The sequence below is a fragment of the Pseudomonas sp. Con_6 genome, from assembly GCF_059379395.1.
In genome coordinates this window covers 6,358,059-6,381,413 of record NZ_CM182011.1, presented here as the reverse complement: position 1 = coordinate 6,381,413, position 23,355 = coordinate 6,358,059, and the positions used below count along the sequence as shown (strand labels likewise).

Here is a 23,355-nt window from a genome sequence, read left to right as displayed (position 1 = left end):
GCTTGCCAGCGATTGGGGGCAACCCGGTCCAAAGCCGGTCACCGCCCGAGATAAACCTCGATCACCCGATCATCCGCCTGCACCTGCTCCAGCGACCCCTCCGCCAGCACACTGCCCTGGTGCAGCACGGTCACATGGTCGGCAATGCTGCCGACAAAGCCCATATCGTGCTCCACCACCATCAGCGAATGCTTGCCGGCCAGGCTCTTGAACAGCTCGGCGGTGAATTCGGTCTCGGCGTCGGTCATGCCCGCCACCGGCTCGTCGAGCAGCAGCAACTGCGGGTCCTGCATCAGCAGCATGCCGATTTCGAGAAACTGCTTCTGCCCGTGGGACAGCAGTCCCGCCGGGCGCTGGCGCGAGGCGTCCAGGCGGATGGTGGCCAGTACTTCATCGATACGGTCGCGCTGCTCGCCACTCAGCCGCGCACCGAGACAGGCCCACACCGACTTGTCGGTCTTCTGTGCCAGCTCCAGGTTCTCGAACACCGTCAGGGCCTCGAATACCGTGGGCTTCTGGAACTTGCGCCCGATCCCGGCCTGGGCGATCTCGACCTCGCTCATGCGGGTCAGGTCGAGGGTGTCGCCGAACCAGGCCTTGCCGCTGGTGGGGCGGGTCTTGCCGGTGATGACGTCCATCATGGTGGTCTTGCCGGCGCCGTTGGGGCCGATGATGCAGCGCAGCTCGCCGACGCCGATGTACAGGTTCAGTGCGGTCAGGGCCTTGAAGCCGTCGAAGCTGACGTGGATGTCTTCCAGGGTCAGCACCGTGCCGTGGCGGGCGTCGAGACCGGGCCCGACCACCTGGCCGAGGCCGATGGCATCGCGGCCGCTGCCGGCGTCAAGAATGGGTTCGAGCATGAACTCGGGATGGATCGACGGCAGTCTCATTGTTCGCCCCTTTTCTTCAGCAGGCCGACCACGCCCTTGGGCAGGTACAGGGTGACGAGGATGAACAGCGCGCCGAGGAAGAACAGCCAGAACTCCGGAAACGCCACGGTGAACCAACTCTTCATGCCATTGACCAGGCCGGCGCCGAGCAGCGGGCCGATCAAGGTGCCGCGCCCGCCGAGGGCGACCCACACGGCCGCTTCGATGGAGTTGGTCGGCGACATCTCGCTGGGGTTGATGATGCCCACCTGCGGCACGTACAGCGCCCCGGCCAGGCCGCACAAGACGGCGCTCAACACCCAGACGAACAACTTGAAGCCACGCGGATCGTAGCCGCAGAACATCAGGCGGTTCTCGGCGTCACGCAGGGCGGTGAGTACCCGGCCGAACTTGCTCCGCGCCAGGCGCCAACCGATGTACAGGCTGCCCACCAGCAGCGCTACGGTCAGCAGGAACAGCACCGCGCGGGTGCCCTGGGCGGTGATGTCGAAGCCGAGCAGGGTGCGGAAGTTGGTGAAGCCGTTGTTGCCGCCGAAGCCGGTCTCGTTGCGGAAGAACAGGAGCATGCCGGCGAAGGTCAGGGCCTGGGTCATGATCGAGAAGTACACGCCCTTGATCCGCGAGCGGAAGGCGAAGTAGCCGAAGACCAGGGCCAGCAGTCCCGGGGCCAGGACTACCAGGCACATCGCCCAGGCGAAATGCTGGGTGCCGGCCCAGTACCAGGGCAGCTCGCTCCACGACAGGAAGCTCATGAACGCCGGCAGGCCGTCGCCGGCGGCTTCGCGCATCAGGTACATGCCCATGGCGTAGCCGCCGAGGGCGAAGAACAGGCCATGACCGAGGGACAGCAGGCCGGCGTAGCCCCAGACCAGGTCCAGGGCCAGGGCGACAATGGCGTAGCAGAGGATCTTGCCGACCAGGGTCAGGGTGTAGGCCGAGACCTGCAGGGCATGCCCGTCCGGCAGCAGCGACAGCAGCGGCAGGACGAGCAGTACGCCGAGGACGACGGCGCCGATGGCCACGGACAGGCGCGGCCCGGCTTTTTGCGTGGCGGTGACAAGCAGTGGCTGGTTCATCAGTCGATTACCCGTCCCTTGAGGGCGAACAGGCCTTGCGGACGCTTCTGGATGAACAGAATGATCAGCGCAAGGATGAGGATCTTGCCGAGCACCGCACCGATCTGCGGTTCCAGCAGCTTGTTGGCGATGCCCAGGCCGAAGGCGGCCCACAGGCTGCCGGCGAGCTGGCCGACGCCGCCGAGCACCACCACCAGGAAGGAGTCGATGATGTAGCTCTGGCCCAGGTCGGGGCCGACGTTGCCGATCTGGCTCAGGGCCACGCCGCCGAGGCCGGCGATACCCGAGCCGAGGCCGAAGGCGAGCATGTCCACGCGACCTGTCGGAACGCCGCAGCAGGCGGCCATGTTGCGGTTCTGGGTGACGGCACGCACGTTGAGGCCAAGGCGGGTCTTGTTCAGCAGCAGCCAGGTCAGCAGAACCACGAACAGGGCGAAGCCGATGATCACGATGCGGCTCCACGGCAGCACCAGGTTCGGCAAGACTTGCACACCGCCGGACAGCCAGGCCGGGTTGGCCACTTCGACGTTCTGCGCGCCGAAGATCAGGCGGATGGCCTGGATCAGGATCAGGCTGATGCCCCAGGTCGCCAGCAGGGTTTCCAGCGGCCGGCCGTACAGGTGGCGGATCACCGTGCGCTCCAGGAGCATGCCGACCCCGGCGCTGACGGCGAAGGCCACGGGCAGTGCAAGCAGCGGATAGAACTCGATGGCGCCGGGGGCGTAGCGCTGGATCAGGATCTGTACCACGTAGGTGCTGTAGGCGCCGAGCATGAGCATCTCGCCATGGGCCATGTTGATCACCCCGAGCAGGCCGAAGGTGATCGCCAGCCCCAGTGCGGCCAGGAGCAGGATCGAGCCGAGGGAAAGACCACTGAAGGCCTGGCCGAGCAGTTCGCCTACGAGCAGCTTGCGCTTGACCTGGGCCAGGCTGGTTTCTGCGGCGGTGCGCACGCCGGCGTCGCTTTCCACGGCGGGGTCGAGCAGGGCTTCGAGGCGGGTACGGGCCATGGGATCGCCAGTCTCGCCGAGCAGGCGCACGGCGGCGAGGCGGACCGAAGGTTCGCTGGCGGCCAGTTGCAGGTTGGCCAGGGCCAGGCCGAGGGCGGCGTGGACGCTGTCGTCTTTTTCCTGGGCGTACTGACGATCGAGGAAGGCGACCTGGGCGGGTTGCGCGCTCTTTTGCAGTTGTTGCGCGGCCTGCAGGCGTACCGTGGCGTCGGCGTCGAGCAGTTGGTGGCTGGCGAGGGCGTTATCCACCAGCCCGCGCAGGCGGTTGTTCAGGCGCAGCTTGCGCTCGCTGTCGGGCAGGCGGCCTTGCTGCAGTGCAGTCAGCAGCGGCAGGCGGCCGGGATCGGGTTGCGCCGCCCAGTCCTGGAGCAGGCGGGCCTGGTCGTTGGGCTTGGCGGTGGCGAAGTATTCGGCCTCGCTGGCGTGTGCGGCGAGGGGCAGCAGCAGGCACAGGCAGAGCAGGAGGTGGTAGAGGGCCTTGGGCATGGCGCGGGGGTCCCTTTCTGATAGTGGAGTGGTGCGGTGTTCTTCAGGGCCTCATCGCTGGCAAGCCAGCTCCCACAGGTCCGGTGCATGCAGGACCCTGTGGGAGCTGGCTTGCCAGCGATCGGGCCTCAGGGGATCAGTTACCCTTCACCGCATAATCCGGCCGCTTGTCATTGCCCGGAATGAACGGACTCCAAGGCTGTGCCCGCAGCGGCTGCTCGGTCTCCCAGACCACGTTGAACTGCCCGTCATCCTGGATCTCGCCGATCATCACCGGCTTGTGCAGGTGGTGGTTGGTCTTGTCCATGGTCAGGGTGAAGCCCGACGGCGCCTTGAAGCTCTGGCCGGCGAGGGCTTCGCGGACCTTGTCGACATCGGTGCTGCCGGCTTTCTCCACCGCCTGCGCCCACATGTGGATGCCCACGTAGGTGGCTTCCATCGGATCGTTGGTCACCGCCTTGTCCGCCCCCGGCAGGTTCTTGGCCTTGGCGTAGGCCTTCCAGTCGCTGACGAACTGGCTGTTGACCGGGTTGTCCACCGACTCGAAGTAGTTCCACGCCGCCAGGTGGCCCACCAGCGGCTTGGTGTCGATGCCGCGCAGTTCTTCCTCGCCTACCGAGAAGGCCACCACCGGCACGTCGGTGGCCTTCAGGCCCTGATTGGCCAGTTCCTTGTAGAAGGGCACGTTGGAGTCGCCGTTGACCGTGGAGATGACCGCGGTCTTGCCGCCGGCGGAGAACTTCTTGATGTTGGCGACGATGGTCTGGTAATCGCTGTGGCCGAACGGCGTGTAGACCTCCTCGATGTCCTTGTCGGCCACGCCCTTGGAATGCAGGAAGGCGCGCAGGATCTTGTTGGTAGTGCGCGGGTAGACGTAGTCGGTGCCCAGCAGGAAGTAGCGCTTGGCCGCACCGCCGTCCTCGCTCATCAGGTATTCCACCGCCGGGATCGCCTGCTGGTTGGGGGCCGCGCCGGTGTAGAACACGTTCGGCGACATCTCCTCACCCTCGTACTGCACCGGGTAGAACAGCAGCCCGTTGAGCTCCTCGAACACCGGCAGCACCGACTTGCGCGACACCGAGGTCCAGCAGCCGAACACCACCGCGACCTTGTCCTGGGTCAGCAACTGGCGGCTCTTCTCGGCGAACAGCGGCCAGTTCGACGCTGGATCCACCACCACCGGCTCCAGCAGCTTGCCGTTAACGCCGCCCTTGGCGTTGATCTGCTCGATGGTCATCAGCGCCATGTCTTTGAGCGAGGTCTCGGAAATCGCCATGGTCCCGGACAGGGAATGCAGGATGCCGACCTTGATGGTCTCGGCGGCCTGGATTGTCCAGCTCAGGCCCATCGCGGCGATGGATGCACTGAGGGTAAAGGCCTTGATCAGACTGCGACGCTTCATGGGTGCTCTCTCCGTTGAGTTCGTATTGGCGGTAAGCCGAATGGCGACTACGTACGGGGAGATAGCAAGGCCTGTGCCGAATTGTGTACAGGCTCTGGCACAGGGGTTTCGGCGGATTGTGAGCGATGTGTGCACCGCCCTGGAGCCCAGGACGGAGGCACGGTGCAGGCCGTTGCGCGCTGATGGTGCGCAACGGTCTGGCGGGGTGGGGATCAGCGCTGGGACGAGGTGATCTGGCTGCGCGGCTGGCGACGGCTGCGCACGAACTGGTAGGTCACGGTGAGAATCACGAACCAGATCGGCGTGACCATCAGCGCCTGGCGGGTGTCGGCCTCGAAGCTCAGCAGGACCAGGATCCCGGCGAAGAACACCAGGCACGCCCAGCACATGAAGCGCCCGCCCGGCATCTTGTATTTCGAGGCTTCGTGCAGGGCGCTGCGCTGTTTGCGGTAGGTCAGCCAGGACAGCAGGATCAGCGACCAGACGAACATGAACAGGATCGCCGAGACGGTGGTCACCAGGGTGAAGGCTTCCACCAGGTCCGGGATCACATACATGAGCGCCGCGCCGAGCAGCAGGCAGGTGCAGGAGAAGTACAGGCCGTTGGCCGGGACGTCGCGGTTCGACAGCTTCTCGAAGGCCTTCGGCGCATCGCCTTCCTGGGCCAGGCCGAAGAGCATGCGGCTGGTGGAGAACACGCCGCTGTTGGCCGACGAGGCGGCGGAGGTCAGCACCACGAAGTTGATCACTGCGGCTGCTGCGGGCAGGCCGGCGAGGATGAACAGTTCGACGAACGGGCTCTTGTTCGGTACCACGTCACGCCATGGGGTGACCGCCATGATGGCGATCAGGGCGAAGACGTAGAACATGATGATGCGCAGCGGGATCGAGTTGATCGCCCGTGGCAGGGTGCGCTCGGGGTCCTTGGCTTCGGCGGCGGTGGTGCCCACCAGTTCGATGCCGACGAAGGCGAACACGGCGATCTGGAAACCGGCGAAGAAACCCATCAGCCCGTGGGGGAACATGCCGTCGTCATTCCACAGGTTGCCCAGGCTGGCAGTGCTGCCGGAGGGCGACTGGAAGCCGCTGACGATCATGTACAGGCCGGTGCCGATCAGGCCGACGATGGCGATGATCTTGATCATGGCGAACCAGAACTCGATCTCGCCGAATAGCTTCACGGTGATCAGGTTCAGCGACAGCAGCACGCCGACGCACATGATCGCCGGTATCCACTGCGGCAGGTCGGGGAACCAGAACTGCGAGTAGGCGGCGATGGCGATCACATCGGCGATGCCGGTGATGATCCAGCAGAACCAGTAGGTCCAGCCGGTGAAATAGCCGGCCCAGGGACCGAGCAGGTCGGCGGAAAAGTCGATGAAGGACTTGTAGTTGAGGTTCGACAGCAGCAGTTCGCCCATGGCGCGCATGACGAAGAACAGCATGAAGCCGATGATCATGTAGACGAAGATGATCGAAGGGCCGGCGAGGCTGATGGTCTTGCCCGAGCCCATGAACAGGCCGGTGCCGATGGCTCCGCCGATGGCGATCAGTTGGATGTGGCGGTTGGTGAGATTGCGTTGCAGGTGGTGTTCCTGCGGGTCCTTGGTCATGTCTTGATTCATTGCATGCATTCCATAAATTGCAGTCTTCTTGTACGTGAAGCGGCGGCTAGGCTATCACGGGAATCCGCGAGGTAGACGCGACAAGATGACTCGACTTTAGGGGAATGCTGCCTGGATTATCAGAGATTTCGCACGATTCCCTGGTGTGGCTGATGGCCTCATCGCCGGCCAGCCGGCTCCCACAGGGACCCCACCGATCTCAAGGGCAGTGGTGAGCCTGTGGGAGCTGGCTGGCCAGCGATGAGGCCAGAACAGGCAATGCAAAACCCGGATCAGGCCCTCGTCACCAGCATCCGCTTGCCGAGCACACGGTCCAGCCCCCACACCACCAGCATCGAAATCCCCACCAACGGGAAGGCCACGCCCAGCACGATCATTACCACCGTCGCGGTCTTCCAGCGCGGCAGGTCGTGGCGCAGCGGCGGCACACCCAGGCCACGTTCCGGCCGGCGTTTCCACCACATCACCAGGCCGCTCACCGAGCCGAGCAGGACCATCAGGCAGATCAGCAGGATCAGCAACTGGTTGACCACGCCGAACATCTTGCCCTCATGCAGCATCACCCCCAGCTCTGTGGCGCGGGCCACCGGGCTGTAGTCCTTCCAGCGCACGTCCACCAGGACCTTGCCGGTGTACTGGTCGACATGCAGGGTGGCGTCGTTGCGTGGGTCGTCGGCAAACACGGCGATGGTGAACACGCCGCTGCCGGTCTTCGGCAGGGTAATGCTGTAGCCGGGCTCGACACCGCGAGCGCTGGCGATGTCCTCGACCTGCTGCAGGCTCACCTGCGGCGCCGCCGGGCCGCTGTCCATGTGCATATGGCCCTGGTGCTCGGCATGGGCGCCGCTGGATTCGGGCATCGGCGTGTTTTCCACGGCCCAGGGCACGGTCTGCCGCGCGGCATTGTTCAAGGTACGGGCTTCCTGGTCCGAGGTCGGCACGTCGTTCCACATCGCTGCCGGAAAACGGTTCCACAGGTCGGCATACTGCTTGCCCCAGAAGCCGGTCCAGGTCATGCCGCTGAGCAACATCAGCAGCAGGACCAGCGACCCCCAGAAGCCGCTGACCGCATGCAGGTCGCGCCACAACAGGCGCCCGCGGGCATTCATGCGCGGCCAGAACACCCCGGCAAAACGCCCACCACGTGGCCACCAGAGGTAAAGGCCGGAGACCACCAGGACGATGCCCCAGCCCGCTGCCAGCTCGACGATACGGTCGCCGATGGTGCCAACCATCAGTTCACCGTGCAGCGCCCTGGCCACGGCCTGCAGGTTGCCCTTGGCATCCTGCTCGCCCAGCACTGTGCCGCTGTAGGGATCGACGAACACGTTCAGTTCCTGCCCGTCGCGCTTGACCACGAACTGCGCGCTACGGTCCGCAGCCGGCGCGGGCAGGTACTGGGTCACCGCGCCACCCGGATACGCCGCCTGCACCTGGCCCAGCAGGTGATCGGCCGGATGCTTGTGATGCCCGGCCTCGACCACCATCAGCGAGCGGTACATCAGCGGGTCCAGCTGCGGCTTGAACAGGTAGATGATCCCGGTGATCGCCAGCACGATCATGATCGGGGCGACGAACAGCCCGGCATAGAAGTGCCAGCGCCAGGCCAGGTTGTAGAAGGAAAACGATGGCTTGCTCATGCAACGCTCCCGAGTGAGGGGCGCGGCCACTGGCCGCGCCCGGGCTGGATCAGAAACTCAGGTCGACCTTGGTCCACAAGGTGCGTCCCGGCTCGTTCACCGTTTCCGTGCCGGAATAGCCGAAGCCGGCGTTGCCCGCCAGGTTCAGGTGCTCGGCGTAGTTCTTGTCGAACAGGTTGTCGACGCCGGCGCTGAGCTTCAGGTTCTTGCTCACGCGGTAGGCACCGTTGAGCGAGAACACGCCGAAGCCGCCGGACTTGTCGAAGTCCTTGCCGACGATGTTGCCGTAGTTCTGCGAGACCCGATTCTGCGCCGAGACCAGGCGCCACAGGGCGCCGGCGCTCCAGTCGCTTTCGCTGTAGGTCAGGCCGAGGCGGCTTTCCAGCGGCGGCATCTGCGGCAGGGCCGAGCCGTCGCTGCTGTTCTTGCCCCAGGCGTAGGCGAGGGTGGCGTCGGCCTTCCAGTTGGAGGTCAGCTGGTAGGCCACGCCCATCTCGCCGCCCATGATCCGCGCGTCGACGTTGTCGGCGCGGGACACATTGGCGCCGCCGGTGTAGTCGTAGAGGATGTAGTCGCGCACCTGGCCGATGTAGCCGGACGCCCAGGCTTCCAGGGTCTCGGTCTTGTACTGGATGCCGAAGTCGAGCTGGGTGGTCTTCTCCGGCTTGATCGCGTCGAAGGCGTTGCGCGAGCCCACCGGGCCGTAGGTCGGCGAGAACAGCTCCCAGTAGTCGGGGAAGCGCTGGGCGTGGCCCAGGCCGACGTAGGTGGTGGCCGGGATATCGACCAGGTCGTGCTCGTAGCGCAGGAAACCGCTTGGCAGGGTGTCGGCGCGGGTGTCGCCGGCGGTGGGGTTGGCGACGGTCATGGTCATGCCCATCATCCCGGGGACGCGCAGCGTGTTGCGGAAGTCCTTGGCCGAAGCACGATCCACCCGGGCGCCGCCGACCAGGCGATCCTGGCTGTCCAGCTCCCAGGTCACCTCCCCGAACACGCCGTAGTTGTGGAAGTCGGCGTCCTTGGTCCACGGCTGGTTGCCGTAGGTGTTGACGCCCATGCCCATGCGCGCGCGGTGTTCGTTGGTCTGTGCGTCGATGCCGCTGACCAGGGTCACGTCTTCCCAGCGCCAGGTGCCCTTGATCCGTGCGCCCAGGGTACGGCGGTCGACATTGCTGGCCATCGGGCCGGCCATCATTCCGGTACCTGAGGTCGTGCGCAGGCTGTAGTTGTCCATCACGTGGTCGGCGTAGTTGTAGTAGACCTGCGCCTCGATCTTGTCGAAGACCTCGCCGATATTCGACTTCTCGAAACGCAGGCCGAGGCTTTCGCGTTTGAACTGCGAGCCGTCCATCCCGCGCCCGGCGTAGCGGGCCTCACCGTCGCCGCGGCCGGCGGTGAGTTCCAGCAGGGTGTCGCTGTCCGGGGTCCAGCCGACGGCGACATCGCCGTTCCACTTGTCCCACTTCGACGGCACCGTGTCGCCGTGGCCGTCCTTGTAGTCGTCGGAGCGCGACTGGTTGCCGACGAAGCGCACATAGCCCTCGCGACCACCGGCGGCAGCGTCCAGCAGCTTGTCGAAGCGGCCATTGGAGCCGGCCAGCAGGCTGGCGTTGACCCGAGTACCGAGCTCGCCGAATTTTTCCGGTTCACGCTCGAAGAGGATGGTTCCGGCGGAGGCGCCCGGGCCCCACTGTACGGTTTGCGGGCCCTTGATCACGGTGAGGCGGTCGTAGGTTTCCGGCGAGATGTAGGAGGTGGGGGCGTCCATGCGGTTCGGGCAGGCGCCGAGCATCACGCCGCCGTTGGTGAGGATGTTCAGGCGCGAGCCGAACATGCCGCGCAGCACCGGGTCGCCGTTGGTGCCGCCGGAGCGGATCGCCGAGAAGCCTGGGATGGTCTTCAGGTAGTCGGCGCCGTCGCTGGCCGGGACTGGCTGGCGCGGATCCTTGGGGTTGGTGACGATGGTCAGTGGCGAGCTGGGCGCCACGGCAGTGATCACCGTCGGGCTGAGCTCGGCATTGTCGTTGTCATGGCCTTCGTGGCCGGTTTCCGCGGCCAGGGCGATCGGGGTGAGCAGGCTGCCGCAGAGCAGCGCGATGGTTCCGCGCAGAGACAAACGATGGACAGGGGTGGAACTGGACATAGGTTTTCCAACATCGATCGATCATGAAGGTGCACGCGAGCACGGCAAGGGGCCGTTCGCGGAGCACGGGGCGTCAGTAGGTCAGGCGATCGAGGCGGAAGGTGGCGCGCGGCTGCGGGCACCGGGGAAGAACGCCGTGCGCGGCGGGCCTTGGCGCGGGTGGGCGATGAACTGGGTGCTGGTCGGAATGGCTTCGCTGTTGAGCAGGCTCAACTGTTGCGGCAGGGCCGGGCAGTGGAAGAACAGGCTGCAATAGCCGCATTTCTCCCACATCACATGCATCGAATCGCCGCCGCCATGGTGGCTGTCGCCGTGATGGCTGCGGTCCATGTCCATTTCCATGCCCATCGGCATGGAGCCGCTGTGATCCATCGGCATCGACTGGGATACCAGCGGCCCGATGAAGATCATCAGCATGGCGAACAGGCTCAGCCAGCCCGCGCGTCGACTCTTGGAATCAGGACGCGGTGGCCGGTGCCGGGCGGGGCGGGCGAAGCGCATGGCGCGCGGTGGTCAGCAGATCAGTGCTGGTGGGCGGCGCTGCCTTCCGGTGGCTGCTTCTGTACGGCCACTTCGACGGTGACGTCGCCGGCCTTCTCGAAGTGCAGGGTCAGCGGGAAGCGCTTGCCGTCGGAGAGCAGGCTGCGGTCCTTGGGTTGCATGATCATCACGTGGTACGCGCTAGGGCTGAAAGTGACCTGGCCGTGAGCCGGCACTACCACGTTCGGCACCTGCTGCATGCGCATCACGTCGCCGTTCATCACGTGTTCGTGCAGCTCGGAGCGGTCGCTGATCGGGGTGTCGACGCTGAGCAGGCGGTCGGCCTCGGCGCCCTTGTTGTCGATGACGAAGTAGGCGGCGACGTTGGGCGCGTTCGGCGGCAGCTCCAGCGACCATGGATGGGCGATGTGCAGGTTGCCGGCGTTGTATTCGTGGGCATTGGCAAAGGTGGCAGGCAGCAGCAGGGCGGCCAGCAGCATGACGTTCTTGAGCATGAAGGATCTCCGGTCGATTCAGATTGTGCGCGAGTAAGAGCGTAGGTGAATCAGACCGAAGGGGAGGCGCGAGGATTGAGTGCCGGCCAGCGCTCGCGGGGGGTGGGCGGTGTTGGGTGTTGCGCGTCGAGGGGGCTGGCCAGGGCATGTTCGGGCAGCGTCAGTTGCGCGGGAGTACCGGGCAGGGCCAGGGCCGGGGCGGCGCCGGAGCAGCACCAGCAGTGCTGCATGACGGCATGATCGTCATTGCTTTGGCCAGGGTCGAGCTGTCCGAGGGACACGGCGATCAGCTTGGTACCGCCAGTGGAGCAGAAGGCGCCCCAGAGCAACTGGTCGGCGGGCGCCCTCGCGGCGGACGCGGACATCGGCATCGCCAGCAGGTTGAACAGCACTGCGAAGCAGGCGATCCAGGCGTAGGCGAGCCGGTTGGAGGACATGGGGTGATCCGTATGGGATTCGAATGCTGGCTATTTAGCCAGAAGCAGTGGGAGATGTAAAAAATGGGGGTGCGATGAAGTGCCGCAGGCGGGTGGAAATGGTGCGGCTGGCACATGACCCTGTGGGAGCGGGTTTACCCGCGATTACCTCGGTGGATTCACCATCGCAATCGCGGGTGAACCCGCTCCCACAGGTTCGGTGACCCGCTTCAGGATTTGGTTCGGCCCAGCATCCCTCTTACAGCCTCCTGCAGGTCCGCCGGCAACACCACCATCTTGGCGTTGTCGCTACCCGCCAGGTTCTCCATGGCATTGATATAGCGCTCGCCCAGCAGGTACATGGCCGGCGTCACGTCGTTACCGACGGCATTCTTCACCAGGGTGATCGCCTGCGCCGAGGCTTCCGCCAGGTTCACCTGGGCCGCCGCATCCAGCTTCGCCGACTCCTGCCGTGCCTGGGCTTCGAGGATCGCCGCCTGCTTGGCACCCTCGGCGCGGGTCACATCGGCTTTGCGCTCACGCTCCGCCGCTGCCTGGCGCTCCATGGCCGCCTGCATGTTCGGCGATGGCTTGATGTCCTGGATCTCCACCGAGCGCACGGTGATCCCCCAGTCCTCGGTCTGCTCCGACATCGCCTCGCGCAGTCGGGCCTTGATCTGCTCGCGGCTGGACAGCGCTTCGTCCAGGTCCATGGCGCCGACGATGGCGCGCAGTGCGGTCATGGTCAGGCTGGTCACCGCGTAGGTGTAGTTCTCCACGCCGTAGGCGGCCTTCTGCGGGTCGACCACCTTGGCGAAGCACAGGGCGTTGGCGACGATCACCGCGTTGTCGCGGGTGATGATTTCCTGCTGCTGCACGTCGAGGATGATGTCCTTGGTGGGCAGGCGGTAGGCCACCACGTCCATGTAGGGGATGAGGATGTTCAGGCCCGGCTTGAGGGTGGTGTGGTAGCGCCCCAGACGTTCGACGATCCATTCCTCGCCCTGGGGCACGATGCGCACGCCCTTGAACACCGTGACGAGGACGAACAGGGCGATGGTTGCGGTAATGATCAGACTGGTCATGACAGTTCCTTTGTTGATGTCCCGGGGATGCAGGTCAGGCCTTGCCGACCCGTACGGTGTTGCCTTCGATGGCAAGGATGCGCACCCGCTCGCCGGCCGCAATGTCGACGCTGGCGATGCAGATCCATTCCTCGTTGCCCAGGATGGGCTTCTGGAAACGCACGCGGCCCTTCTGGAATTCCGAGACCGGCGCCACCAGCAGGCCGACCTCGCCGATCACCTCGTCCGCAGTCCAGCGGTTGTCGCCCTGGCGCGGCTTGAACACCTTGAACCACAGGGCGACGGTCAGCGACGACAGCACCACCCAGATGATCAGCTCGCTGGCCAGGCTCAGCCCCGGCCATAGCCCGGCGATTACCCCGACGGCCACGGCGCCGATGCCGAACCAGATGATGAAGAAGGTCGACAGCACCAGTTCCAGCAGGATCAGGCCGAAGCCCAGCACCAGCCAGATCCACCATTGCAGTTCCATAGTCGCAGCCTTGCGTGGGAGGGGATGACGCATTGGAAACGCTTGCCCGGGTATTGGCAATAGCCGAGCGGATTACAGGGCGTTTCCGCCGGTCAGCGCTGCCAGCAGGCTGGCGGTGTCGGTGAAATGGCGGTCGACCTCGGGCAGCTCGGGGCGGGCGAGGATCAGCACCGGGATGCCGCGCTCGCGGGCCACCTGCAACTTGGGTTCGGTGGCGCCGCTGCCGCTGTTCTTGCTGACCAGCACATCGATCTGGCGGCGCTCGAACAAGACGTGCTCGTCCTCCAGCAGGAACGGCCCGCGGGCGCCGATCACCTCGCAGCGCGCGTTGCCGGGGTACGTTTCGAGGGCGCGCAGGGTCCAGAACTGCTCCGGGGGAATCTCGTCGAGATGCTGCAGTGGTTCGCGTCCGAGGGTGAATAGCGGGCGGCGGAACGGGCGCAGGGCTTCGATCAGTCCGGCCCAGTCGTGCACTTCGCGCCAATCGTCGCCGGGTTGTGGTGTCCAGGCGGGGCGGCGCAGGGCCCAGCAGGGAATGCCCGCCAGGCTGGCGGCGCGGGCCGCATTAGCGCTGATTTGCGCCGCATAGGGATGGGTGGCGTCGACCAGCAGGTCGATGTTTTCAGCGCGGATATAGGCGGCCAGCCCTTCGGCGCCACCGAAACCGCCAACCCGCACCTGGCAGGCCAGGTCGTCCGGGACCCGACCGATGCCGGCCAGGCTGTACACATGCTCCGGACCAAGCTGGCGGGCGATACGCAGGGCCTCGGCAACGCCGCCGAGCAGAAGGACGCGCCGGCTCATGCCTCGGCGTCCTTGAACACTTCCAGCAGGGTGATCGGCAGGGCCTGGCGCCAGGTGTCGAAAGCGCCCAGCGGCTGGGCCTGGGCCACATGGATACGGGTCAGCTCGCCGCCGTGGCGTTCGCGCCAGTCCATCAGGCGTACTTCGCTTTGCAGGGTCACGGCGTTGGCGACCAGGCGTCCGCCCGGGCGCAATTGTTCCCAGCAGTGCTCCAGCACGCCGGGGACGGTGACGCCACCACCGATGAAGATCGCATCCGGCTGCTCCAGTCCGTGCAGGGCCTCCGGGGCGCGACCGCGGATCAGTTGCAGGCCCGGTACGCCGAGGGCATCACGGTTGAACTCGACAAGCTGCTGGCGACCCTCGTCGGCCTCGATCGCCAGGGCGCGGCAGGACGGATGGGCGCGCATCCATTCGATGCCGATGGAGCCGCTGCCGGCGCCGACGTCCCAGAGCAGCTCGCCCGGACGCGGGGCGAGGTGGGCGAGGGTGATGGCGCGGACATCGCGCTTGGTGATCTGGCCGTCATGCTGGAAGGCGCTGTCCGGCAACCCGGCCAGCGGCGACAGGCGCGGTGCGCTGGCGTCGGCCAGGCATTCGATGGCGAGCAGGTTGAGGTCGGCGATGCCCTCGACGTTCCAGTCGCTGGCCGTGCCGTGCACATGACGCTCCGCCGGGCCGCCCAGGTGTTCGAGCACATGCAGGCGGCTCGGGCCGAACCCGCGCTCGCGCAGCAGGGCGGCGATCGCCGCCGGGCTGCTGCCGTCGTTGCACAGCACCAGCAGGCGCTGGCCGCTGTACAGGTGGGCGTTCAGTTGCGCCAGGGGACGGGCGACCACGGAGAGCATCACCACCTCCTGCAACGGCCAGCCCAGGCGGGCTGCGGCCAGGGAACAGGACGAGGGGGCGGACAGCACGTTCAACTCTTCGGCCGGCACCTGCCGCGCCAGGCTGGCGCCGACGCCGTAGAACATCGGGTCGCCGCTGGCCAGCACGCACACCGGCTCGCCGCGCAGGGCCAGCACGCCGGCCACGGAGAACGGGCTGGGCCAGGCCAGGCGCTCGGCCTTCAGGCAGTGCGGCAGCAGATCCAGCTGCCGCGGGCTGCCGAATACCTTGTCGGCACCGAGCAAGGCGCGGCGGGCCTGCTTGCCGAGGCCGCTGAAGCCGTCTTCGCCAATTCCAACCAGGGTCAACCAGGGCGCCATGCCGTTCCTCTTTTCCAGGTCAATCCGACCGGCAGGCTTGGCCCGCCGCCGGGCAAAGCAGGCATAATACCGCGCCTTCCGGCCCCCAGCCCCTTTCATGATCGACGGGTGACCCTTTGAACCAGTCCCGGCCTGTTCCTGCCATTCGCCCCTCGGCCTGCCCGGGGCTGTGGCGCATCGTCCAGGCGCTGGATGGCGGCATCTCGCGGATCAAGCTCGACGCCGGCCATCTCGAAGCCGACCAGGCCGAAGCGCTGGCCACTGCCGCCGAGCGTTTCGCCGGCGGGGTGATCGAGGTGACCAATCGCAGCAACCTGCAGATCCGTGGCGTCGGTGATGATCACCAGGGTCTGATCGCGCAGTTGCTCGGCGCCGGTTTGGGCCCGCGGGAGGCGGCCGGCGACGATGTGCGCAACCTGATGCTCAGCCCCGCCGCCGGCTTCGATCCGGCGATGCTCTTCGATACAAGGGCGCTGGGTGCGCGGATTCTCGACCTGTTGCAGACCACGCCGCGCTTCCACGAGCTCTCGGCCAAGTTCGCCGTGCAACTGGACGGCGGCGAAGACCTGGCGATGCTCTGGCATCCCCATGATCTGTGGCTTTCGCCACTGCACCTGGACGACCAGTTGTGGCTGGCCTTCGGCCTGGCCGGCTGCCCCGGACACGACGCGCCATTGGGCGCGGTGCCGCTGGAGCAGGGCCTGGCGCTGGTGCACGCGGTGCTGGCGCGTTTCCTCGACCTGGCCGATGCCGGGCAGTCGCGCATGCGTCAGTTGCTGGCTGCCGTTGGTGTCGACAGCTTCCTCGCCGGTCTGCCGCTGAGCGTGCGCCGTGACGCCGCAGTACTCGGCTGGCGCCGCCACGGACGTGACCTGGCGCAGCACCTGGGTGTCTATCCCCAACTGCAAGCAGGACGTGTCGCGGTAGGCGCCATGGCTCCACTCGGTCGCCTCAGCGCCCGGCAATTGCGTGGCGTCGCCGCGCTGGCCCGTGAGCTGGGCGACGGCAGCCTGCGCATGACCCCCTGGCAGAGCGTGCTGCTGCCCAACGTCGCAGTTGCCCAGGCCGAGCGTGTGCTGGCCGGACTGGCCTGCCTCGGCCTGATCGTCGATGCCGCCGCGCCGCTGGCCGGCGTGGTCGCCTGCACCGGTTCCGCCGGCTGCGCCAAGGCCCAGGCCGACACCAAGGCCGATGCCGTGCAACTGGCCGCGCGCCTGCGTCGTCGCGGCCCGGTGGCGGGCATCCACCTGAGCGGCTGCAACCGTTCCTGCGCCATGGCCCACACCGCGCCGAGCACCTTGCTGGCGGTCGGTCCCGGACGCTATGACCTGTATTTTCACGACCCGGCCCAGCCGGGCCCCGGCGCCCTCGCCGGGCGCAACCTGACATTGGAAGAAGCGGGCGCCACACTGGACGCCCGCCACGGAGCCCCCTCGATGATTGATTACATCCGCGACGGCCAGGAGATCTATCGCAACTCCTTTGCCATCATCCGCCAGGAGGCCCGCCTGGAGCGGATTCCGCCCGACCTGGAAAAGCTCGCGGTGCGGGTGATCCATGCCTGCGGCATGGTCGAGGTGGTGGACCGGCTGCAATTCTCCGAAGGCGCCGGCAAGGCCGGGCGCGAAGCCCTGGCCGCCGGCGCGCCGATTCTCTGCGATGCGCGGATGGTCGCCGAAGGCATCACTCGTGCCCGCCTGCCGGCCAATAACGAAGTGATCTGCACCCTGCGCGACGAGAGCGTGCCGGACCTGGCCAAGGAACTGGGCAACACCCGCTCGGCCGTGGCCCTGGAACTGTGGCGTCCGTACCTGGAAGGCAGCGTGGTGGTGATCGGCAACGCGCCGACCGCACTGTTCTACCTGCTGGAGATGATCGACGCCGGCGCGCCGAAACCGGCACTGATCCTCGGTTTCCCGGTGGGCTTCGTCGGCGCCGCCGAATCCAAGGCGATGCTCGCGGCAGACAGCCGTGGCGTGCCTTTCGTCATCGTCGAAGGGCGCCTGGGCGGTAGCGCCATGGCCGCCGCGGCGGTCAACGCCCTCGCCACGGAGGTGGAATGATGCAGCCACGCGGACGTTTGCTTGGCCTGGGCGTCGGCCCCGGCGATCCCGAGCTGATCACCCTCAAGGCCCTGCGCCTGCTGCGCGAAGCGCCGGTGGTGGCGTACTTCGTCGCCAAGGGCAAGCGCGGCAATGCCTTCGGCATCATCGAGCAGCACCTGCAGACCGAGCAGACCCTGCTGCCGCTGGTCTACCCGGTGACCACCGAAGTGCTGCCGGCGCCGCTGTCCTACGAACAGGTGATCAGCGACTTCTACGACGAGGCCGCCGTCAGCGTCGCCGGGCACCTGGATGCCGGCCGCGACGTGGCGGTGATCTGCGAGGGCGATCCGTTCTTCTACGGCTCCTATATGTACCTGCACGACCGCCTCGCCGAGCGCTATGACGCCGAAGTGATTCCCGGCGTATGCTCGATGCTCGGTGGCGCCTCGGTGCTCGGCGCGCCGCTGGTGTACCGCAACCAGAGCCTGTCGGTGCTCTCCGGCGTGCTGCCCCATGACGAGCTCAAGCGTCGCCTGGCCGATGCCGACGCGGCGGTGATCATGAAGCTCGGGCGCAACTTCCCCAAGGTCCGCCAGGTGCTGGCCGAGCTGGGCATGGACGGCCGCGCGCTGTATGTCGAGCGGGCGACCATGGCCAACCAGAAGATCGTCGCGCTGGATGAGGTCGACCCGCAGTCGTCGCCGTACTTCTCGCTGATCATCGTTCCCGGCGAAAGGTGGCAAGGCTGATGACCCGACGCGCACCCGCCATTGTCGTGCTCGGCAAGGGCAGCCTGGACACCGCCCGCAAGATCCAGCGGTTCTATCCCGATGCCCTGATCCATGGCCTGGCTGGCCGGGTCGAGGGCGTCGATCGCAGTTATGCCGAGTTCGGCGCCACGCTGCGCGAGCTCTACCAGCAGGACACGCCGATCATCGCCCTGTGCGCCGCCGGCATCGTCATTCGCAGCCTCGCCAGCGTGTTGCTGGAGAAGGGCGCCGAGCCGCCGGTGCTGGCGGTGGCCGAGGACGGCAGCGCGGTGGTGCCGTTGCTGGGCGGGCTTGGCGGGGTGAATGTCATGGCGCGGGAAATCGCCGCCGGGCTGGGGGTTGCCGCGGCGATCACCACCAGCGGCGAGCTGCGTTTCGGCACCTGCCTGCTCAACCCCCCCAGCGGCTATGCGCTGGCCGACCTGGAGCTGGGCAAGCGCTTCGTTTCCGATCTGCTGGCCGGTGAAAGCGTGCGTATCGAAGGCGCGGCGCCGTGGCTGGACGAAGCCCATCTGCCGCAGCGTGACGACGCGCAGCTGACCATCCGTGTCGGCTGTGGCGAGCGCGAGGCGGCGGCCAACGAGCTGCTGATTCATCCGCGCTGCGTGCTGCTGGCGGTGTCGGCGGGTGTGCCGGAGCTGGCGTCGTCGGTGCGTGCCGCGCTGCATCAGGCGAAGATCGCCGAGGCTTCGCTGGCGTGCCTTCTGGCCAGCGAGGAGGAGATGGCCGAGGCATCGTTGCATGCCGCGGCGGCTGACCTGGGTGTGCCGCTGCGTTTCGCGGCCGGTGCTTCGGTCAGTGACCTTGCTGCCCATGCCCTGCCGCAACTGCTTGCTCCGCAAGTCGTGGGCGAAGGCCTGGCGATCGCCGTTGCTGCCGAGCCCATCGATCCGGCGCAGATTGGTCGTGCCCGCGGCCGGGTTGCGGTGATCGGTCTCGGCCCTGGCGCTGCCGAACTGATGGCCCCGGCGGTCAAGGCCGAGCTGGCCCGGGCCAACGATGTGCTGGGGTATGAAACCTACGTGCGCATGGCCGGACCGTTCCGTGCTGACCAGGTGCTGCACTGCACCGACAATCGTGAAGAACTGCTGCGCGCCCGTCACGCCTTCGAACTGGCGGCGCAGGGGCGTTCGGTTATCGTGGTGTCGTCTGGTGATCCGGGTGTGTTCGCCATGTCGGCGGCGGTGCTGGAAGCGCTGGAGGCGTCGGATGATCCGGCCTGGCACCGGGTCGAGCTGGAGATGTTGCCGGGGATCTCGGCATCGCTGGCCACGGCGGCCCAGGCGGGGGCACCGCTGGGGCATGACTTCTGCGTGATCTCTCTATCGGACAACCTCAAGCCGTGGTCGATCATCGAGAAGCGTCTGGACCTGGCTGGCCAGGCGGACCTGGCGATGGCCTTCTACAACCCGATCTCGCGCTCCCGGCCGTGGCAACTGGGGCAGGCGCTGGATATCGTCCGTCGTCATCGTGCTGCGGATACGCCGGTGGTGCTGGGGCGTGATATCGCCCGGCCGGGGCAGTCGCTGAAGGTGGTGACCCTTGGCGAGCTGGTGCCGGAGATGGTGGACATGCGGACGATGGTGTTGGTGGGGTCTTCGACGACCCGGACCTTTGCCCGGGCTGAGGGTGGGGAGTGGGTTTATACGCCGCGGTGGTATCCGCAGGATTGATGTTGCCTGTTCTGGCCGCATCGCTGGCAAGCCAGCTCCCACAGGTCCGGCGGTGCACGCGATCACTGTGGGAGCTGGCTTGCCAGCGATGAGGCCAGTAGCAGCACCATCCCTTACTTGGCGGTAAACGCCGAGTAGCTATTCATCAGGTTCCGATAGTTGGGAATCCGCTGCGACAGCAGGTTACCCAACCCTTCGATATCGTTGCGCCAGTCGCGGTGCAGCTCACAGGCCACCGAGAACCAGTTCATCATCTGCGCGCCGGCCTGGGTCATGCGGTTCCACGCGGCCTGTTGCACGGTCTCGTTGAAGGTACCGGAAGCATCGGTCACCACGAACACATCGAAGCCTTCGGCCAGCGCCGACAGGGTCGGGAAGGCTACGCACACATCCGTCACCACACCGGCAATGATCAACTGCTTGCGGCCAGTCGCCTTGATCGCCTTGACGAAGTCCTCGTTGTCCCAGGCATTGATCTGGCCAGGACGTGGGATGTACGGCGCGTCCGGGAACATCTCTTTCAGCTCTGGCACCAGCGGACCGTTCGGGCCTTGCTCGAAGCTGGTGGTCAGGATGGTCGGCAGTTCGAAGAATTTCGCCAGGTCGGCCAGCGCCAGCACGTTGTTCTTGAACTCGTTCGGCGAGAAGTCCTGCACCAGGGAAATCAGGCCGGTCTGGTGGTCGACCAGGAGGACTACGGCGTCGTCTTTGTTCAGGCGGTTGTAGGTGGCGTTGGTCATGGTGGAAATCCTTTTGTTCGAGAGAGAGTTGGGTTGTTGTCGCTGAGTGAGGCCAGATTACTCAGCTCTCGGGAAAGGATAAATCGTCTTAAAACGGTATGACTGTCCCGATCAGGTAGACAATTCGATCGCGTACGCTGTGTTCGGGTTTAGGGAAATGCTTCGTTCCTGACCCTCCGCCTTTTGCAACGTACCTTGGCCTTTCCTCCATCCGGAGGGACCAGCCAAGAAGGACTTTGCAATGACCAACAACACCCAGGAACCCCTGAACCTCAATTCCGCCGCCGTGGTGGAAAGCTCCCTGCTGGCCTTCGGCGCCGGCATGTCCGCGCAGAACCGCCAGGATGCGAAGAACAGCTACCTGTTCGCCACCCTGGTCGCCAACAAGCGCCACGACCAGCTGATCCTCAGCGAAGCCTGGTTCGATTCTTTCCTCGAAGCCATGAGCGATTGCGGCTGGACCGTGGCCCGCCGCACCCACGAGAAGGAAAGCAGTACCGGGCAGTCGCTCACACTCGCCAACGTCGCGGTCAAGGCCGTGCAGATGGCGGCGACCAGCGTGCTCCAGGGCGGCCCGGTGGTCCAGGCCCTGGGTCTGCTCGCGGAAAAGGCCATCGAAGGCCTGGGCAAGGACGACCAGGCCCTGACCGTGTTCAAGCGCAACATTTATCAGCAGTCCAACGTCGTGGTGGGCGTGGCCTCATGCATCGAAACCAAGGATGGCGAGGTGGTCATGGCCCTTGGTGCGATACAGCGCACAGTCCGTCGCGAAGACCTCGACATGCTGGTCTTCGACTGGGACAGCAACACTTCGGCCACTTACCGCAGCACGGCGGCACTCTCCTTCAACAGCCAGATCTACGCCCGCACCCGGGATATCGTCGAGCAGCGCCTCGGAGATCGCGCGGTGTCGCGAATCATGGACTACGAGATCTGAGCGAGCGGCGCCCCTGGCGATTTTCTGGAGTGAACGGACATGGACGTCGACGGCTACACGATATGGATCACCGGGGGCAGCCTGGTGCTGGTCGCACCGCGAGTCAGCGAACTGGAGTGCCACAACGCGCTGGCTTCCCTGCGCACCGCGCAGTCGTTGGCTGACGGGTTGATGGACTCGCGTTTCGAGCATCACCGGCGCTGGTACCGGGCCTATCGCCGTGCCCTTGGCCGACGCGGCTGGCGGGTGACCCACAGTTGTCAGAGCGTGGAGAGCACCGGTGGGCGCAGCCTGCTGGCGCCTACCCAGCCGTTGCTGCTGTGGCTGGGCAGCCAGCACAGGGAGCTTGGTGAGGTGCTGGAGCAGGGCATCGATAGCCTGGCCTGTCATTGCCGCGGGCTCGAACAGCTGTCGCGGGGGGCGCTGAAGGTCGTTGGTGACACTACGCAGATGGTTCTGGAACTGGGTGTGCTGAGCCCCGGCTCGCAACTCAGCCTGTGCAGCATCGCCCTGGAAACCAGCTCGGCACTCGGTGCGGACTGGCTGACGACGCCACTGCCGGGCGAGAGCCTGCGCGGCGACCTGTATTTCCAGAGCCTGATGGCCGAGCCCGCACCGGAACTGCTGGACGTCGCGGACGAAGGCTTCAACTGCCTGCCACGACGCGGTCAAACCCTACATTGAGGCAACAGTCATGACAGAACAACTTCGTGCATCGGTGGTGGGCAACGCCCTGATGTCTTTCTTTCCGGGGGTCGATCCGGCCATGCGCGAGCGTGTGCAGACGGCCATGCTCTTCGCCCAGCGCGCGACCCGGGATGTGGTCGCCAGCGGCCAGGTGGACGACGGCTACGATTACTACCTGCAGCAGCTGAAATTCCTTGGCTGGGACGCGACCTCGCCGCGCGAGCCCTTCGACCCTGATCCGCAACGGCGCAAGGTGCTGGACGAGTTGCTCGCGCGCATCGGCGCCACAGCCGGAGACGAGTTCTCGGAAGTGACACGCTGGTCCCTGGACGCGCTGGAACTCAATCAGCCCGCGTTGCTGCGCTTCGAGGAGCGTTCGCTGCAACAGGCATCGTTCCAGTTGCTGCCATGCCAGGTCAGCCGTCCCGGCTACCTGGACATGGTGCTCTATCACGAAACCCTGGAACGCGAGGAGCGCTTGAACGGGTTTCTGTTCCGTGAGCGGGTGGTCACCGGCGTGCGTGCCGAACTGGTGCGATTCAATGCGCGGCTGTTCGAACAGCAGTTCGGCGAACGAGTGCGACAGCGCCTGTACCAGGCCTTGCTGGAAGAGGTTTGCGAGCTCTGATCAGGGCAACAGGTAGCCCTTGATCCCGGTGAAAATGATCTGCGCCGCCAGGGCACAGACGAACAGCCCCATCAGCCGGCTGACGATCTGCAGGCCCTGGTCGCCGAGGATCCGCTCGATCCGGTTCGACAGGTAGAGCACCAGGCCGACGGTGACGCTCGCCAGGGCGATACTGACGATGGCCAGCAGCTTGTCGTCCCAGTGCGGCTGGCTGACCCCCATGACCAGCAGGGCGCCAATGGTCCCCGGGCCGACGGTGAGGGGGATGGTCAGCGGGACGATGGTCACGTCCTGCTGCACGTTGTCGGTCTGCACCGCCGACTTGCCTTGGGCCATGCCCAGCGCCGAGATGAACAGTACGCTGCCGGCGCCGATGCGAAATGCATCCGGCGTGATGCCGAAGACGCCGAAGATCACCCGCCCGAACAGATAGAGCAGTACGCTGGCCACCAGCACGCCCATCGCCACCTTCCAGGCCAGGTGCTTGCGCTCCTTGCTGGAATAACCGCGGGTCAGGCTGATGAAGCAGGAGAGGACGAAGAACGGGCTGTAGAGCACGAGCATCTTCAGGTAAACGCTGAACAACTCATGGAGCATGGTCTGGGCTCGCGAAAGAGGGAGGC

General features: G+C 66.0%; 22 protein-coding genes and 1 pseudogene. 7 read left to right on the top strand and 16 right to left on the bottom strand.

From position 1 onward, the window contains the following. Window positions 1-38: 38 nt before the first annotated feature. From urtD to cbiE, 14 genes are all read right to left on the bottom strand, one after another. Window positions 39-890, bottom strand: a complete 852-nt coding sequence (gene urtD / locus AC5QPF_RS28855; protein ID WP_458979320.1) for an urea ABC transporter ATP-binding protein UrtD — start codon at window positions 888-890, stop codon at window positions 39-41. Further along, complete coding sequence (gene urtC / locus AC5QPF_RS28850; protein WP_494960999.1) at window positions 887-1,966, bottom strand: urea ABC transporter permease subunit UrtC; 1,080 nt, start codon at window positions 1,964-1,966, stop codon at window positions 887-889. The genes urtD and urtC overlap by 4 nt, the downstream gene beginning before the upstream one ends. Further along, window positions 1,966-3,462, bottom strand: coding sequence for an urea ABC transporter permease subunit UrtB (gene urtB, locus AC5QPF_RS28845; RefSeq protein ID WP_494960998.1), 1,497 nt, complete (start codon window positions 3,460-3,462; stop codon window positions 1,966-1,968). The genes urtC and urtB overlap by 1 nt, the downstream gene beginning before the upstream one ends. 136 nt (window positions 3,463-3,598) lie before the next feature. Beyond that, window positions 3,599-4,864 (bottom strand): urea ABC transporter substrate-binding protein, encoded by a 1,266-nt coding sequence (gene urtA, locus AC5QPF_RS28840; RefSeq protein ID WP_494960997.1) that lies wholly within the window; start codon window positions 4,862-4,864, stop codon window positions 3,599-3,601. Window positions 4,865-5,076: 212 nt separating this feature from the next. Then, a complete protein-coding gene (gene cycA / locus AC5QPF_RS28835; protein WP_494960996.1) occupies window positions 5,077-6,489 on the bottom strand; it encodes a D-serine/D-alanine/glycine transporter in 1,413 nt (470 codons plus the stop codon). A gap of 272 nt (window positions 6,490-6,761) precedes the next feature. After that, complete coding sequence (locus AC5QPF_RS28830; RefSeq protein WP_494960995.1) at window positions 6,762-8,129, bottom strand: PepSY domain-containing protein; 1,368 nt, start codon at window positions 8,127-8,129, stop codon at window positions 6,762-6,764. 49 nt (window positions 8,130-8,178) lie between these two features. Further along, on the bottom strand, window positions 8,179-10,272 hold the full coding sequence (locus AC5QPF_RS28825; RefSeq protein ID WP_494960994.1) for a TonB-dependent copper receptor: 2,094 nt from the start codon (window positions 10,270-10,272) through the stop codon (window positions 8,179-8,181). 81 nt (window positions 10,273-10,353) lie between these two features. After that, window positions 10,354-10,773, bottom strand: a complete 420-nt coding sequence (locus tag AC5QPF_RS28820; protein ID WP_494960993.1) for a DUF2946 family protein — start codon at window positions 10,771-10,773, stop codon at window positions 10,354-10,356. 20 nt (window positions 10,774-10,793) lie between these two features. Then, window positions 10,794-11,267, bottom strand: coding sequence for a copper chaperone PCu(A)C domain-containing protein (locus AC5QPF_RS28815; RefSeq protein WP_494960992.1), 474 nt, complete (start codon window positions 11,265-11,267; stop codon window positions 10,794-10,796). 50 nt (window positions 11,268-11,317) lie between these two features. Continuing rightward, window positions 11,318-11,704 (bottom strand): DUF2946 family protein, encoded by a 387-nt coding sequence (locus tag AC5QPF_RS28810; protein ID WP_494960991.1) that lies wholly within the window; start codon window positions 11,702-11,704, stop codon window positions 11,318-11,320. Window positions 11,705-11,913: 209 nt separating this feature from the next. Then, window positions 11,914-12,768, bottom strand: a complete 855-nt coding sequence (locus AC5QPF_RS28805; protein WP_494960990.1) for an SPFH domain-containing protein — start codon at window positions 12,766-12,768, stop codon at window positions 11,914-11,916. A gap of 34 nt (window positions 12,769-12,802) precedes the next feature. Then, window positions 12,803-13,240 carry an NfeD family protein gene (locus AC5QPF_RS28800; RefSeq protein ID WP_494960989.1) on the bottom strand — a complete coding sequence of 146 codons (438 nt, stop codon included), beginning with the start codon at window positions 13,238-13,240 and terminating at the stop codon, window positions 12,803-12,805. A 72-nt stretch (window positions 13,241-13,312) separates the two neighbouring features. Further along, a complete protein-coding gene (locus tag AC5QPF_RS28795; RefSeq protein ID WP_494960988.1) occupies window positions 13,313-14,044 on the bottom strand; it encodes a cobalt-precorrin-6A reductase in 732 nt (243 codons plus the stop codon). Then, window positions 14,041-15,252: a precorrin-6y C5,15-methyltransferase (decarboxylating) subunit CbiE gene (gene cbiE, locus AC5QPF_RS28790; RefSeq protein ID WP_494960987.1), complete on the bottom strand. Its 1,212-nt coding sequence runs from the start codon at window positions 15,250-15,252 to the stop codon at window positions 14,041-14,043. The genes AC5QPF_RS28795 and cbiE overlap by 4 nt, the downstream gene beginning before the upstream one ends. 116 nt (window positions 15,253-15,368) lie before the next feature. Between cbiE and cobG the strand changes: the two are divergent. The 4 genes and pseudogenes from cobG to cobJ all read left to right on the top strand — a co-directional run bounded on the left by cobG (window position 15,369) and on the right by cobJ (window position 19,740). Further along, a pseudogene (gene cobG / locus AC5QPF_RS28785) lies at window positions 15,369-16,696 on the top strand (precorrin-3B synthase). Continuing rightward, window positions 16,689-17,315 carry a precorrin-8X methylmutase gene (locus AC5QPF_RS28780; protein WP_458979293.1) on the top strand — a complete coding sequence of 209 codons (627 nt, stop codon included), beginning with the start codon at window positions 16,689-16,691 and terminating at the stop codon, window positions 17,313-17,315. The pseudogene cobG and the gene AC5QPF_RS28780 overlap by 8 nt, the downstream one beginning before the upstream one ends. Next, window positions 17,312-18,046 (top strand): precorrin-2 C(20)-methyltransferase, encoded by a 735-nt coding sequence (locus AC5QPF_RS28775; RefSeq protein ID WP_494960986.1) that lies wholly within the window; start codon window positions 17,312-17,314, stop codon window positions 18,044-18,046. Before AC5QPF_RS28780 ends, AC5QPF_RS28775 begins: the two co-directional genes overlap by 4 nt. Continuing rightward, window positions 18,046-19,740: a precorrin-3B C(17)-methyltransferase gene (gene cobJ, locus AC5QPF_RS28770; protein WP_494960985.1), complete on the top strand. Its 1,695-nt coding sequence runs from the start codon at window positions 18,046-18,048 to the stop codon at window positions 19,738-19,740. Before AC5QPF_RS28775 ends, cobJ begins: the two co-directional genes overlap by 1 nt. Window positions 19,741-19,853: 113 nt before the next feature. Here the strand turns inward: cobJ and ycaC are convergent, their stop codons facing one another. Further along, complete coding sequence (ycaC, locus tag AC5QPF_RS28765; RefSeq protein ID WP_494960984.1) at window positions 19,854-20,480, bottom strand: isochorismate family cysteine hydrolase YcaC; 627 nt, start codon at window positions 20,478-20,480, stop codon at window positions 19,854-19,856. 241 nt (window positions 20,481-20,721) lie between these two features. Here ycaC and AC5QPF_RS28760 point away from each other — a divergent pair, with 241 nt between their 5' ends. Genes AC5QPF_RS28760 through AC5QPF_RS28750 form a run of 3 tightly spaced genes read left to right on the top strand, consistent with a single transcriptional unit; the run spans window position 20,722 to window position 22,732 of the window. Continuing rightward, window positions 20,722-21,417, top strand: coding sequence for a hypothetical protein (locus tag AC5QPF_RS28760; protein WP_494960983.1), 696 nt, complete (start codon window positions 20,722-20,724; stop codon window positions 21,415-21,417). A 39-nt stretch (window positions 21,418-21,456) separates the two neighbouring features. After that, window positions 21,457-22,101 carry a hypothetical protein gene (locus tag AC5QPF_RS28755; RefSeq protein WP_494960982.1) on the top strand — a complete coding sequence of 215 codons (645 nt, stop codon included), beginning with the start codon at window positions 21,457-21,459 and terminating at the stop codon, window positions 22,099-22,101. Between the two features lie 10 nt (window positions 22,102-22,111). After that, a complete protein-coding gene (locus tag AC5QPF_RS28750; RefSeq protein WP_494960981.1) occupies window positions 22,112-22,732 on the top strand; it encodes a hypothetical protein in 621 nt (206 codons plus the stop codon). Here AC5QPF_RS28750 and AC5QPF_RS28745 read toward each other — a convergent pair whose 3' ends face one another. Then, complete coding sequence (locus AC5QPF_RS28745; RefSeq protein ID WP_494960980.1) at window positions 22,733-23,329, bottom strand: MarC family protein; 597 nt, start codon at window positions 23,327-23,329, stop codon at window positions 22,733-22,735. It abuts the gene before it with no gap. Window positions 23,330-23,355: the final 26 nt, after the last annotated feature.